At 63.5% G+C, this 13943-nt stretch carries 14 protein-coding genes; 13 read left to right on the top strand and 1 reads right to left on the bottom strand.

Translation table 11 applies throughout. From position 1 onward, the window contains the following. The first annotated feature begins 64 nt into the window (after positions 1–64). The 8 genes from FSY59_RS12700 to FSY59_RS12665 all read left to right on the top strand — a co-directional run bounded on the left by FSY59_RS12700 (position 65) and on the right by FSY59_RS12665 (position 8574). Positions 65–400 (top strand): type I restriction endonuclease subunit M, encoded by a 336-nt coding sequence (locus tag FSY59_RS12700; protein WP_148729058.1) that lies wholly within the window; start codon positions 65–67, stop codon positions 398–400. Beyond that, complete coding sequence (locus tag FSY59_RS12695; protein WP_148729057.1) at positions 400–1023, top strand: hypothetical protein; 624 nt, start codon at positions 400–402, stop codon at positions 1021–1023. Before FSY59_RS12700 ends, FSY59_RS12695 begins: the two co-directional genes overlap by 1 nt. 297 nt (positions 1024–1320) lie before the next feature. Next, positions 1321–2136, top strand: a complete 816-nt coding sequence (locus FSY59_RS12690; RefSeq protein ID WP_255439393.1) for a hypothetical protein — start codon at positions 1321–1323, stop codon at positions 2134–2136. 988 nt (positions 2137–3124) lie between these two features. After that, complete coding sequence (locus FSY59_RS12685; RefSeq protein ID WP_050872443.1) at positions 3125–4513, top strand: sensor domain-containing diguanylate cyclase; 1389 nt, start codon at positions 3125–3127, stop codon at positions 4511–4513. Between the two features lie 45 nt (positions 4514–4558). Continuing rightward, positions 4559–5497 carry a membrane protein gene (locus tag FSY59_RS12680; RefSeq protein WP_019042999.1) on the top strand — a complete coding sequence of 313 codons (939 nt, stop codon included), beginning with the start codon at positions 4559–4561 and terminating at the stop codon, positions 5495–5497. 151 nt (positions 5498–5648) lie between these two features. Beyond that, the gene (gene nadC / locus FSY59_RS12675; RefSeq protein ID WP_148729056.1) at positions 5649–6518 is read left to right on the top strand and encodes a carboxylating nicotinate-nucleotide diphosphorylase; all 870 of its coding nucleotides are present in this window, start codon (positions 5649–5651) and stop codon (positions 6516–6518) included. A 43-nt stretch (positions 6519–6561) separates the two neighbouring features. After that, positions 6562–7590: a tripartite tricarboxylate transporter substrate-binding protein gene (locus tag FSY59_RS12670; protein ID WP_148729252.1), complete on the top strand. Its 1029-nt coding sequence runs from the start codon at positions 6562–6564 to the stop codon at positions 7588–7590. A 291-nt stretch (positions 7591–7881) separates the two neighbouring features. Next, positions 7882–8574 (top strand): hypothetical protein, encoded by a 693-nt coding sequence (locus FSY59_RS12665; protein ID WP_019042998.1) that lies wholly within the window; start codon positions 7882–7884, stop codon positions 8572–8574. A gap of 42 nt (positions 8575–8616) precedes the next feature. Here FSY59_RS12665 and FSY59_RS12660 read toward each other — a convergent pair whose 3' ends face one another. Then, positions 8617–9129, bottom strand: coding sequence for a YqaA family protein (locus FSY59_RS12660; protein ID WP_003051472.1), 513 nt, complete (start codon positions 9127–9129; stop codon positions 8617–8619). Positions 9130–9284: 155 nt separating this feature from the next. On the opposite strand from FSY59_RS12660, the gene FSY59_RS12655 reads away from it, so the two are divergent. The 5 genes from FSY59_RS12655 to FSY59_RS12635 all read left to right on the top strand — a co-directional run bounded on the left by FSY59_RS12655 (position 9285) and on the right by FSY59_RS12635 (position 13844). Continuing rightward, complete coding sequence (locus tag FSY59_RS12655; protein WP_003051475.1) at positions 9285–10076, top strand: M15 family metallopeptidase; 792 nt, start codon at positions 9285–9287, stop codon at positions 10074–10076. 153 nt (positions 10077–10229) lie between these two features. Continuing rightward, positions 10230–11294, top strand: coding sequence for a tRNA dihydrouridine synthase DusB (gene dusB, locus FSY59_RS12650; RefSeq protein ID WP_043375099.1), 1065 nt, complete (start codon positions 10230–10232; stop codon positions 11292–11294). Further along, positions 11291–11524: a Fis family transcriptional regulator gene (locus tag FSY59_RS12645; protein WP_003051481.1), complete on the top strand. Its 234-nt coding sequence runs from the start codon at positions 11291–11293 to the stop codon at positions 11522–11524. Before dusB ends, FSY59_RS12645 begins: the two co-directional genes overlap by 4 nt. Positions 11525–11610: 86 nt before the next feature. Then, positions 11611–13209, top strand: coding sequence for a bifunctional phosphoribosylaminoimidazolecarboxamide formyltransferase/IMP cyclohydrolase (purH, locus tag FSY59_RS12640; protein ID WP_148729055.1), 1599 nt, complete (start codon positions 11611–11613; stop codon positions 13207–13209). Positions 13210–13391: 182 nt separating this feature from the next. Then, complete coding sequence (locus FSY59_RS12635) at positions 13392–13844, top strand: c-type cytochrome (RefSeq protein ID WP_003051487.1); 453 nt, start codon at positions 13392–13394, stop codon at positions 13842–13844. The last annotated feature ends 99 nt before the right edge of the window (positions 13845–13943 follow it).

Below are 13943 nucleotides of genomic sequence, written 5' to 3'. Positions count from 1 at the left end.
GGTAAGTGGCCGGCGAGCCTCTGGGCCTTGTTTCCCCTTTGACTTTCCCTTTCTGGAGTTTTCTATGACTGATGCAGGTCAGGCCGCCGCATGCCCGAATGATTCTTCTTCTGCGTCTGGCGTTGCAGTTCCCTTGTTACCCCTCGGCCAAGTTCTGGCCACACCAGGGGCCTTGGAGTTGCTTCGCTCTTTGCAACTGACCCCGCTGCGGTTTGTGCTGCGGCATATGGCGGGCGATTGGGGCGATGTCTGTGAGGAGGATCGGCAGACCAATGCAGAGGCCCTGGTGCACCGCGCACGGGTGATGTCGGTGTATGTGCTGGGGCCTACGCAGCGGCTGTGGATCATCACGGAAGCTGATCGCAGCAGCACAACGCTGCTGTTGCCCGAGGAGTATTGATGGCAAGACAGCGCTTTGTGATGCATTCCGAGCTGAGTGTGGGGCGCCAGGGGGCACTGGCACACAGCGATAAGCTGTTACTACGCCAGGGCGAGAGTGATATGGCTTGCGGCCATCATTGCGTGCTGATGGCGCTCATGTTGCTGGGCGTGGTGTCGCGCGATGCCTTGTATGAGGATGAGCCCGATGAGCGCCTAGCCGAGGTTTGTGCCATTGGGCAGTCCCGTTACTTCACCGGGTGTTCTGCTGCGCAACTCAAGGAGCAGTTCGCACCGTTTGCTGAACAGGTGCATTGCCGTCCCTTGCGACGTGATGTTGAGGCTCGCACGATAGCCGCCCTCGAGTCCGATCATGTGTGCTTGGTGCGCTTCACATCGCCCAGCTATAGCCATTGGGTGTTGGCGGTGGGGGTGATGTATGTCCAGGACAAGCCGCATTCCCTGCTGGTGCTCGATCCTTTGATGGACGGTGTGCCACTGACCCCATGGAATGCTTTGCTGGAGCATTGGGGCAGCAAGAAGCTGCGCAACACCAATGCCCGCTGGTCCGAGAAAGCCACCATGGAAAAGGTGGTGCAGGTGGGCCTGCGTGTCCGTCGTGGCAAGGCCATTCAACTGACTTGAGCCTCGGCTTCAGTTTCCCGCTCTCTTTTTCCTGATTTCCCTAGTGCACGTGGTGCGCCTGGTGTTTTGCCTTTAAGGCTGCGCTTAGGTGCCGTTGCGGCGTGCCTGTTTGAAAGCTCCACCATGTACCCTTATCACTTGAGATGGCACCGCTACCGGCGCTTGCTGGCAGCGGTGATGACCTTGCCCGACCTAGATACGGCTACACCCGTTCAGCACGAATGCAGCGGTCAGTGGCCATGCTGTTTTAACGGCTGTGCCGAGGCTGGACGTTATGTGCATGTTGCAAGGCCCTGTATGGAGCTGCAATCGGCCATGGTGCTGGAATTAGCCGATGCAGCGCTGCAGGTGATTGAGCCGATCAGCCAGCGCACCGCTGCATGGCAAGCCTTTGCACGGTGTGCGGTGCCGCAGCAGGGCTTGGGCAGCTTGGCACGGCTGGTGATGCTGCTGCAACAGTATGGGTCTGATGAAGATGCTGAATTGGCCGTTTTGCTGTGGCATGGAGAAATTGCCCAATCAGCATGTGCCATCAAGGCCGTGCAGTGTTTGCGTAGCCTAGTCACATTCTTGGAAACGCTGGGTCTCACCAATGCTGCCAGTTGGCTGCAGTGGCGGGATTCGGCAGATGCGCAAGCTGTCCTGCAAGGTGCACAACATCTGCCGGCAGACATGATTGCAGCGTTGGTATGGTTCCTAGACCTAGGGCGCTGCGATGTGCCGTGGGTACTGAAGTTTGCCAGGCGGGTGCTGGGTCAAGCCCCTGCGCATGGGCACATCATGCTGGCCATTCAGGAAATAGCCGAGGCCATGGGCCTGAGTGCCAGAGCTTTGGCCAGACGCATCGCGTGGCACGAACGGCTTTATCGGGCATTGGATGATGGGCCTGAACAGCGCCTTGCATGGTGGAGGTGCGTAAAGCGAACCTTGCAGGCTCAACTGACGAATCCCCCAAGCGTCAAACTGCAAGTGCAGGGCGTGACGGAGACTTTGCCGCTGTCACTGGCTGTGCACCTGCGACAAGGGCACCCGATGCTGGCAATTCAGCTGCCTCGTGCGTTTGGTGCCGCACCGGCGTGGCCCAACTTGACCATGGTGCAGCTAAGTCAATAGGGGTGGGGATCAGGGTTGGGCGTGCGCTTACGGCTGCAAGGCGAGGGGGTGCTGTCAGCCAATCTGCAGTTGGCGATCGCCAAACGTTGGAAGGCAGCACAACTGCACCCCCCGGTTTTTGAGCGGCTGAGTGCAGTCAAATGGGAGGTCAGTTGTTGCTGGTGCGATGGGTTGTGGAACCCTTCCTGCATGAGCTTGGCCGACGTCATCGAATGGGGCACGGACACGGCATTACAGGTTTTGGAGCACGTGCTGGCGTTCCAGGGCATGCTCGGTCCTGAAGGTGGTGGTTGACCAGGTGCGAGCCTTGCCATCGATGATCTTTGTTGCCGATCGCTGCATCCAGATTCGAGATGTCTGTAACTGACGTGGGGGCGTGAAGCCGGATGATGGCTGTCTAGCTATGGAATGAGCCGGCGTAGCACCATGCGTGCATCACCTGTCACCCTGCATTGTGGTGATAATGAAGCGATGGTGATCGGCCAGCGAAGGCTCGCTTACTCACTCAGCAATGAGAAGGGTTGGGGTCGCGCAGAGACCAAGCGATGTCACCTATTTTTTAGTGGGTACAAAAGCGGGTATGGATAGAGGTGGTATGACGGAGAATCGAGTGTTTTCAAGGGTTGTGGCCGTTGTCTTCCTGTTTAACGTCTGACGCCTGCTGCGCATTGCAGCGCTAAAAGCCCCGCCAGCCATGGCGGGGCTTTTTTTATGCGGGCTTTCGGCGGCAAGGGCCAGGATGCGGCTGCGTCTGGTCTCTGCCTCAAAGTCTCGCGGACCTCTGGCGGTCCGGGTGTTCTTGGCGCTGCCGAGCCTTGCTGACGCCGCTCAGAACAATATGCAGGGGCCAACCTGGGCTTTCGCCATCCATCAGGGCCGGCGGCGAGGCAGGGACCAGCGGAGCACAGAAATCTTTGATATACGCAAGTGACGCAAAGTAACGAATAATGAGCCCTCACGACTGCACAGCGCGCTCGAGGTCCCCAACATGATTCGTGCCAATGCCACCGCAAAGCGAACGATCACCGGCCAGCTGCTGGAGATCGCCATGGGCCAGTCCTTCTGTGCGGTGATGATTACCGATGCCAGTCTGGGCGGCGAAGGGCCGGTGATCGAGTACTGCAATGCGGCCCTGTGCGAGATGACCGGATATGCCGAAGCAGAGCTGCTGGGCCGCTCGCCGCGCATGCTGCAGGGGCCGCTGACGGACCTGATGGAGCTGCAGCGCCTGCATGACTCGCTGGAGCAGGGTCTGCCGTTCCAGGGCAGTGTGGTGAACTACCGCAAGGACGGCCAGAGCTACCACGTGGAGTGGAATATCTCTCCGGTGCGTGACGAGCGGGGCGTGATCCGGCATTTTGTGGCCGTGCAGCGCGATATCTCGGAGCGTGTGCAGGCCGAGCAGGAGCGCGCGCTGCTGGCCAGGGCCTTGAATGCGGCCAATGATGGCATTCTGATCACGGACCGCCACTCCACCATCGTCTTCGTCAACCAGGCTTTTGAAGCCCTGACGGGCTATAGCGCGGCGGAACTGCTGGGCCAGCCGACCGAGATGCTGCGCTCGGGTCTGCACGAGCCCGAGTTCTACGCCCAGCTGCAGGAGGCCCTGAGTCTGGGGCACAACTTTCGCGCCACCTTCATCAACCGCCACAAAAGCGGTGGCGTGTACTACGCCGAGCAAAGCATTGCGGCCCTGCGCGATGAGTCGGGCCAGGTCAGCCACTATGTGGGGGCATCCAAGGACATCAGCCGCATGGTCAAGCGAGAGATGGAGCTGCGTGAGCGCGCCAACCGCGACAAGCTGACGGGCTTGCTCAACCGCCATGCGGGAGAGGCCGAACTCAAGCGCGGCCAGCTGCAGGCCCAGAACCAGTTGCGGCCCTATGGGGTGATCCTGGGCGATATCGATCTTTTCAAGCAGGTCAACGACCGCTTCGGCCATGTGGCCGGAGACCGCGTGCTCAAGATGGTGGCGCAGGTACTTTCGGGCAAGGTCCGTCGTTATGACCATGCCGTGCGCTGGGGCGGCGAGGAGTTCCTGATCATTCTCTCGGATGCCAGCCTCGGCGTGGCCGTGAGCCTGGCCGAACGCATCCGTTGCGCCGTGGAGGCATGTTCGGACCCCGAGGCCGGGGGCTTCACCATCTCCCTGGGCGTGGGGCTCTGGGAGCCGGGCGAGACCGAGGACGATTTGCTCAAGCGCGCAGATGCCGCGCTCTACCGAGCCAAGCACCGGGGCCGCAATCAGGTAGCCATTGCCACGGGGTCGATGAACATGCCGCTGGTGCAGGCTCCCGAGGCACTTGCGCAGTGCGATGCCCTGAGCTTTTCGGGGCAGAGCCCGGATAAGCCGTGGACAGGGTCGGCCGCACCGTAGAATTTGTCTTTCTTCCCGACCTTGTCTCCAAAGCTTTTGAGTGGTTTGAACAATTCAGAACTGCATTCCGTGCAGGCCGATCTGGTGGCAGTGCTGGTCGCCGTCACGGGCGGCCAGCCCCGTATCCTGACCACCGGGTCCGGGCGGGCCTTGCCTGCCGGGCCCTTTACCAGCAACCACCGCTCGCTGCAGGCCAGCCTGCGCGCCTGGGTGGAGAAGCAGACCCACCATCCGCTGGGCTTTGTGGAGCAGCTCTATACCTTTGCGGATCGCGAGCGCTCGCAGCAACTGGGCATGCATGTCATCTCCATCAGCTATCTGGCGCTGACACAGGAGCTGGACGAGACCGGTGCCGCCCAGCCGGGCTGGCAGGACTGGTACCGCTACTTCCCCTGGGAGGACTGGCGCGAAGGCATGCCCGGCGTGATCGCCGAGCGCATTGCGCCAGCGCTGCATGCCTGGAGCGAAAAAGCTTCGGACAGCGTGGCCAGAAGCGCCAGATGGCAAAGAGCGGCCATGACTTTTGGTCTCGATGAGCACGAGTGGAACGAGGAGTTGGTGTTGCAGCGCTACGAGCTGCTGTTCGAGGCCGCCGTGGTGCCCGAAGCCTGGGGAGAGGGGGAGGGCGATGCTGCCGCTTCGCTGCTGCCCGGTGCGGCCATGGGCAATGACCATCGCCGCATTCTTGCCACCGGCATGGCCCGCCTGCGCGCCAAGATCAAGTACCGGCCCGTGGTGTTCGAGCTGATGCCCGAGGAGTTCTCGCTGCTGCAGCTGCAGCAGACCGTGGAGGCGCTGGCCGGGCGCGGTCTGCACAAGCAGAACTTCCGTCGCTTGATCGAGCAGCAGGCACTGGTGGAGGAGACCGGCCAGGTGACGGCCGTGGGTGCGGGCCGCCCGGCCAAGCTGTTCCGCTTCCGGCGCAATGTGATGCTGGAGCGCGCCATCGCAGGCAACAAGCTGCCGCTGGCAAGAAGTCATTGACGGCCTGATTCCTGCAGTGGATGGGGAACTGTTTTCACTGCGGCGACGGCTTGACTTAAGTAATGCTCAGATTTAGCATAAGTCGGTTTGCGCGAGGCGCGGCAGTGATCCGGATGCCTTCGCGTTTTTTATTGAACCATAAATACTCAAAATGAGCATTAATAAAATTGCGGCCTTGCCCATCCCCTCCTTGCCCGATGTGATGCTGGAGCCGCTGGTGCGCATGGCCTTGCTGGAAGATCTGGGGCGCGCCGGAGACCTGAGCACCGACACCATTGTTCCCGCCGATGCCGTGGATGAGCTGCGCCTGGTGGCCAGGCAGGAGGGCGTGCTGGCCGGACTCGATCTGGCACGCCTGGCCTTCGTGCTGATGGACGCTCGCCTGGAGTTTGACGTTCGCTGCGCAGACGGCACGCGGCTGCAGCCCGGCATGGAGATCGCCCGCATTCGCGGCAAAAGCCGGGCCATGCTCACGGCCGAACGCACGGCGCTCAATTACCTCTGTCATCTCAGCGGCGTGGCCACGGCCACGCATTCGATCGCCGAGGCCATCAAGCCCTTTGGCACGCGGGTGACCTGCACGCGCAAGACCATGCCGGGCCTGCGTGCCTTGCAGAAATACGCCGTGCGGGTCGGCGGCGGCAGCAACCACCGCTTTGGCCTGGATGACGCCGTGCTCATCAAGGACAACCATATCGCGCTGGCCGGCGATGTCGCCACGGCCGTGAGACGCGCCCGCGCCGGCGTGGGCCATATGGTCAAGATCGAGCTGGAAGTGGACACGCTGGCGCAGCTGGACGTGGCGCTGCAGCTGGGCGTGGACGTGGTGCTGCTGGACAATATGGGCCTGGAGGATCTGCGCACGGCGGTGGCCATGTGCAAGGGCCGGGCCATCACCGAAGCCTCGGGCCGTATCACGCCGGAGACCGCGCCGGCCGTGGCCGCCACGGGGGTCGAGCAGATCGCCGTGGGCTGGCTCACGCACAGCGCGCGCGTGCTCGACATTGGCCTCGACGCCTGAGATGGCGCGTCTCGCGGCAGGACCGGCCGCTCGCCGCATCGGGATGACTGCGGCGGCCACGCTGGCCCTGGCCGTCGTGGCTGTGGGCCTGTGGCAATCGCACAGGGGCGCTGCGGCCACGATGCGCTTTGACAAGCCCGTCACCATCGTCGTGACCTTTCCGCCCGGCGGCGGCACGGACCTGCTGGCCCGTCGGCTGGGCACGGCTCTGCAGGAGCGCATAGGCCAGAGCGTGGTGGTGGACAACCGCCCGGGCGCCAGCGGCAACATCGGTGCACGCGAAGTGGCGCGCGCTGCGGCCGACGGCAGCGTGCTGCTCATGGTCAACAGCTCGTTTGCCATCAATCCCGGCGTCTACCGGCAGCTGGATTTCGATCCGCAGCGCGACTTCCGCGCCGTGTTCAACGCGGGCACCATCGCCTCGGTACTGGTGCTGCCGCCGGAGGATGTCGCTCCGAAATATGCCCCGCAGGGCGCTGGCGCACAGAAGGGAGCCGCGCCCACCGGCGCGCAGGCTCTGGCGGATGTGCTGGCCCCGTCCGCGGAAGGGGCTGCCCAGGCCTTTGCGAGCTGCGGCAACGGCACGCCCCAGCACATGGCGGCCGAGATGCTGGCCCAGGCCCTGCACACGCGGCTGCAGCATGTGCCCTACAAGGGCTGCGGCCCGGCGGCCATGGCCGTGGCTGCAGGCCAGGTGCCGCTGGGCGTGGTGACCATCAGCAGCGCCGCGCCGCTGATTGCGGCCGGGCGTCTGCGCGCTCTGGCTGTAACCGGCCCGCAGCGCGTGGCCCAGCTGGCCGGCGTGCCCACCGTGGCCGAGCTGGGCGTGAGGGGTTTTGCCGTGGAGCAGTGGCATGGCCTGCTGGCGCCGGCGGCCACTCCGGATGGCGTGGTGGCGCGACTGCACGAGGAGCTGGCACGCATCCTGAATCAGCCGGCCATGCGCCAGGCGCTTCAGGAGCAGGGCTATGTGCTGGCCTCGGATTCGCCCGCGCAGTTCGAGGCGCGGATACAGGCAGACATGCAGCGCTACGCGGCGCTCGCACAGCATCTGGGGCTGGGGGTGGACTGAGGGTGAACCGATAATTTTGATAGCTGTAATCGCCAATAAATAAACAAATTCAGTTTGTTTTCATATTGAAATTGTTTATCAGAAGGCGACAGAAGCTATTAATTTATTAATCCCTGAGCCGACCAGAGACTTTGCCGTCTGCACATGCCACAGCGGCCCGTCCCTGAATCGGCGCGGCTTTGTTCAGGCCTGCCAAACCTGTGTCACAGTGCGGCGCTAAATTGTCGGGCTCGGAGCGTGAACATGCGCTTGCGCGGCCTCAGAAGAACCTATACAGACCAGGAAGAACCGATGCGCCCCATGACACTGTTGACCGCTGCCATGGCCGTACTGGCCGGCAGCGCCCATGCCGCGCGCCCGATGAACACCGACGATGCGCGCATTGTCGACGCCAAGGCCTGCCAGCTCGAGAGCTGGGTACGCCACCCCAAGGGGCATGCCGAGTTCTGGGCCCTGCCGGCCTGCAATTTCACAGGCAATCTGGAGCTGACCATGGGCGGCGCGCTCACGCGCATGGATGGCAGCACGCGCGCCAGCGCCCAGGTGATCCAGGGCAAGACCCTGTTCAAGCCGCTGGAGACCAACGGCTGGGGCGTGGGCCTGGTCATGGGGCTGGCACGCGACCCGCGCCGCGATGCGGGTGGCGGCCACGATACCTATGCCTATGTGCCGGCCAGCTTTTCCTTCCTTGACGACAAGGTGGTGCTGCACACCAATGTGGGCTGGCGGCGCGATCAGGGCGTGCACAGCAACCGCTTCACCTGGGGGCTGGGTTCGGAGACGCAGCTGACGGGCCGTACCTGGCTGATTGCCGAAACCTATGGCGGAGGCTCGGGCCGGCCCCTGGCGCAGGTCGGGCTGCGCCACTGGCTGGTGCCCGACCGTGTGCAGATCGATGCCACCTACGGCAATCGCTTCGGTGACGGTAGCCAGCGCTGGATCTCGGTGGGCTTGCGCCTGCTGACGGCCCCCTTTCTGCCCTGATGCGGCGGCAACGGCTGCCGGGCTTGGAACGCCAGCAGGTTCTCAGGGGATGAAGTGCAGTATGACCACCGTCATGATCAGATAGCGCAGGAATTTGCCAATGGCCATGTACAGCACGCAGGGCCAGAACGGCAGGCGCAGCCAGCCGGCCACGGCGCACAGCGGATCGCCCACCACGGGCAGCCAGCTCAGCAGGCAGGCCTTGGCGCCGAAGCGCCGCAGCCAGTAGCGTGCCAGACGGTGGTAGCGTGACTGCCTGTGGGGCGGCTTGTGCGGCGGAGCCGGCGCCTCGTCTCCCTGATGGCGGCGGCTTCGGGCCAGCTTCCAGGCCTTGTGGGCGCCCAGGCCCATCCACCAGCTGATGGCTCCGCCCACGGTGTTGCCGGCCGTGGCCACCAGGATGGCCGGCCAGAACAGGTGCGGATTGAGCGTGAGCAGCCCCGCCACCGCAGGCTCCGAACCCAGGGGCAGCAGCGTGGCCGAGACCAGGGCCACGATGAACACGGTACTCAAACCGAACTGCGGCAGGGCCAGCCACTGCAGCAACTGATGCATCCAAGCTTCCATAGGCTGGTGAGTTTAGGCGCTGCGCGATTTCCCTTGGACCGCAGCAGGGCCCGTGGGGCATGGCAGCGCGAGAATATTTTGCGGCGGGCAGGGCATGGGCTGAGGTATGGTGTGCACGCACAAGAACAAAGGAGTGAGTAGGAATGGCTTTCAACACAGCACGCGTGGCGATGGCCGGGCAATGGTTCAAGACGGGCCTGGCGGCCACGGCCCTGGGCCTGATCGCGGGCTGCGTCTCGTTCACGGGCGTGGCGCCGGGCACGCAGGCACCGGTCGATATCGGCACGGCGCGCCTGGTGAAGCTCTCCAGCGTGGCTCCGGGCGTGCGCCAGGATATGCGCTATGCAACACGCCACAACTTCCTGGGCCGTCCCGTGGCCGGCTATGAGGCCGGGGAATGTTGGCTCAGCCGCGCGGCCGCCGAATCCCTGGCCGCCGTTCAACGCGAGCTGGCAGGACAGGGCCTGGCCCTGAAGGTCTATGACTGCTACCGCCCGCAGAAGGCCGTCGACGACTTTGTGCGCTGGGGCCGTGATCTGGCCGACCAGAAGAACAAGGACATGTATTACCCGCGCGTGCCCAAGAGCGAGCTGTTCAAGCGCGGCTATATCGCCGAGAAGTCGGGTCACAGCCGTGCCAGCACCGTGGACATGACGCTGCTGGTGGTGGATGCCAGGCGCGCCAGCAAGTGGGTACGCGGTCCGCTGGCCGACAGCATCGAGGTGGACATGGGCACGCCCTTCGATCTGTTTGACGAGCAGTCGCATACCGACAATGCCCAGCAGTCGCCCGATGTGCAGCACAACCGGCGCTGGCTGCGCAGCCTGATGCAGCGCAACGGCTGGAAGAATCTGCCCGAGGAGTGGTGGCACTACACGCTGGTCGGCGAGCCCTATTCCGAGCAGTACTTCGACATGCCGGTGCGCAGCAACTGAGGCGCCGGGGCCGCAGCGCCTGATAGTGATTCGACCCGCAGGGTGATGCATGGTGTTTGGTTCTGCTGAAATTTTGGGCAGGTATAATCCGGCCCTCTTTTCCAGCGCCCGGTTTGCGCCAGACCCTGTCTGCCGCCGAAGCCAACTTTCTCCATGCCCGCCCTGCACATTGGTCATATTCCATTGGCAAATCGTCTGTTTGTCGCTCCCATGGCGGGAGTGACGGACCGGCCGTTTCGTCAGCTGTGCAAGGCCTTGGGGGCCGGCTATGCGGTCAGCGAGATGGTGACCAGCCGCAAGGATCTGTGGAACAGTCTCAAGACCAGCCGCCGTGCCAACCATGAAGGCGAGCCCGGACCGATTGCCGTGCAGATCGCCGGCACCGAAGCGCTCATGATGGCCGAAGCCGCCGTCTACAACATCGAGCGCGGCGCGCAGATCATCGACATCAACATGGGCTGCCCGGCCAAGAAGGTCTGCAACAAATGGGCGGGCTCCGCCCTGATGCAGAACGAGCCGCTGGCCGTGGAGATCGCCCAGGCCGTCGTGGAAGCCGCACGCCCCTACAACGTGCCCGTCACCCTGAAGATGCGCACGGGCTGGTGCGACACGCACAAGAACGCTGTCTTGCTGGCGCGCCAGTTCGAGGAGGTCGGCATCCAGATGCTGACGGTGCACGGGCGCACGCGCGAGCAGGGCTACAAGGGCTTTGCCGAGTACGACACGATTGCGGCCGTCAAGCAGGCGGTCCGGGTGCCCGTGGTGGCCAACGGCGATATCAACAGCCCCGAAAAAGCCCGCGATGTGCTGGCCTACACGGGGGCGGATGCCATCATGGTCGGCCGCGCAGCGCAGGGCAGGCCGTGGATCTTCCGCGAGATTGCGCACTTTCTGGCCACCGGCGAGCATATGGCTGCGCCTCTGGTGGCCGAGCTGCGCCGCCTGCTGCTCGAGCATCTGCAAGATCACTACAGCCTGTACGGCGAGGGAGTCGGCGTGCGCAGCGCCCGCAAGCATATTGCGTGGTATCTGCGTGCTCTGCCGGGCGGGGAAGAGTTCAGAAAACACATCAACACCATTGAGGACTGTGCGGTGCAATGGCAGGCCGTGGCCGACTATCTGGAGGCCCTCGGGCAGCAGATGGATCGTATCCCGGCGGCCACGGCCGCTGCTGAAGCAAGCAGCGAGCTGGATGAACCGGCAGAAATGACTGCATGAGCCATCAGAATTTAGAACAAGTCGTTCGCGATAGCCTGGAGGGCTATTTCCGCGATCTCGAGGGCGAAACACCGGCCAATGTCTACGACATGGTGATTCGTCTGGTTGAAAAACCGCTGCTGGAAGTGGTGATGGGCCAGGCCGACAACAACCAGTCGCGCGCTGCCGAATGGCTGGGCCTGAACCGCAACACCCTGCGCAAAAAGCTGGTCGATCACGAGTTGCTCTGAACGACGAGGCTACCGAATCCATAGCTGCAAGCGCCGATCCATCTGCACTTGCAGCTTGTTTTTATCCAAACTTTGAATTGACGCCCATGAAAGCTCTGATCTCCGTCTCTGACAAGACCGGTATCGTCGAATTTGCGCAGGCCCTGCACGCTCTTGGCGTGCAGCTGCTGTCCACCGGTGGCACTGCCAAGCTGCTGGCCGACAAGGGCCTGCCCGTGACCGAAGTCGCTGAAGTCACCCGATTCCCCGAAATGCTGGATGGCCGCGTCAAGACCCTGCACCCCATGGTGCACGGCGGTCTGCTGGCTCGTCGCGACCTGCCCGAGCACATGGCCGCGCTCAAGGAACATGGCATCGAGACCATCGACCTGCTGGTGGTCAATCTCTACCCCTTCGAAGCCACCGTGGCCAAGGCGGGCTGCACCCTGGCCGACGCCATCGAGAACATCGACATCGGCGGCCCCGCCATGGTGCGCTCCGCCGCCAAGAACTGGAAGGATGTGGGCGTGGTCACTGCCGCCGACCAGTACGAGGCCGTGCTGGGCGAGCTGAAGGCTGCCGGCAAACTGTCCGACAAGCTGCGCTTTGCGCTGTCCGTGGCAGCATTCAACCGCATCAGCCAGTACGACGGCGCCATCAGCGACTACCTGTCCTCGGTCAGGTTCGAAGACGAGAAGCTCAGCGAAGAATACGTGCCTGCACGTGATCTGTTCCCCGGCCAGAGCAACAGCCAGTTCGTCAAGATCCAGGATCTGCGCTACGGTGAAAACAGCCACCAGCAAGCTGCCTGGTACCGCGACCTGTACCCCGCACCCGGCTCGCTGGCCACGGGCGTGCAGCTGCAGGGCAAGGAACTGAGCTACAACAATATCGCCGACGCCGATGCGGCCTGGGAATGCGTCAAGAGCTTTGACGTGCCCGCCTGCGTGATCGTCAAGCACGCCAACCCCTGCGGCGTGGCCGTGGGTGCGAGCGCCTTCGAAGCCTACTCCAAGGCCTTCCAGACCGACCCCACCAGCGCCTTCGGCGGCATCATCGCCTTCAACCGCGCCGTGGACAAGGCTGCTGCCGAAGCCGTGTCCAAGCAGTTCGTCGAAGTGCTGATGGCCCCCGATTTCAGCGCCGAAGCCCTGGAAATCTTCAAGGCCAAGGTCAATGTGCGCCTGATGAAGATCGCTCTGCCCGCGGGCGGCGCAACCGACTGGGACAACGGCCGCAACGCCATCGAGTCCAAGCGCATCGGCTCGGGCCTGCTGCTGCAGACCTCCGACAACCACGAGCTCAAGCTGGCCGACCTGAAGGTCGTGACCGTCAAGCAGCCTACGCCCGAAGAGCTGCAGGACCTGCTGTTCGCCTGGAACGTGGCCAAGTTCGTCAAGTCCAATGCCATCGTCTTCTGCAAGAACGGCATGACCATGGGCGTGGGTGCCGGCCAGATGTCGCGCCTGGATTCGGCGCGCATCGCCTCCATCAAGGCCGAAGCCGCCAAGCTGTCGCTGCAGAACACCGTCGTGGCGTCGGATGCCTTCTTCCCCTTCCGTGACGGCCTGGACGTGGTGGTCGATGCAGGCGCTACCTGCGTGGCCCAGCCCGGCGGCTCCATGCGCGATCAGGAAGTGATCGATGCGGCCAATGAGCGTGGCGTGGCCATGGTGTTCACCGGCGTGCGCCATTTCAGGCACTAATTGCTCCCCCTGAGGCGCTATCGTGCCTTCCCCCTCTCTGGCGCTGAGCGCCGGAGGGGGGCGACACCCTCGGTGCGCGGCGGCGCTTCCTTGGTGTCTCTGGTTTTAGGGCGCGCCAGTTTTGTGCTTTGTGCTCTGTGGCCGGCATCTGCTGGCCATTTTTTTTCAATCTGGTGCTTGGTATGACAGATCCCATCGACGACGAAGAAAACTATCCGCCCAGGCCGCGCTGGATGGGCTGGCTGATCGGGCTGGTCATGGTGGCTAGCGCCTTAGGCGTGGCCAATATCGGCTGGCGCATCATGCGGGTCAGCACGGCCGAGAAGGCGGCGGATGCGCTGGTGGCTGCCAAGCCCGAGCTGGCGGCGGCCCGAAAGCTGGTGGAGGGCGCAGATTGCATGCGCTGCCATGGTCTGGACCGCAAATTTGTGGGCCCTGGCTTTACGGAGATCGCACAGAAGTATGGCTCGCAAGCCGATGCCCAGAGCTATCTGGCAGACAAGATTCGCAGTGGCAGCGTGGGTGTCTGGGGCAATGTGATCATGCCGCGCCACCCGCAAATCAGCGAGGCCGATTCTCTGCAGATGGCCCGTTGGGTGCTGTCGGCTCAGGCGCCAGCGGCTGCGGCTCAATAAGCCCGGTTGCCGAGATCCTGCGTGAATTCAAAGGCTGCCGGCGCTTTGCGCTGGTGGCCTTTTTTTGCTTTGCAGCCTGCGCAGGGTGGCCGGCCTTGC

The sequence above is a fragment of the Comamonas sp. Z3 genome, from assembly GCF_008121565.1.
Taxonomy (GTDB): domain Bacteria; phylum Pseudomonadota; class Gammaproteobacteria; order Burkholderiales; family Burkholderiaceae_C; genus Comamonas; species Comamonas brasiliensis.
Note: the sequence above shows the minus strand (reverse complement) of the source record. Positions and strands in the feature narration are given on the sequence as shown.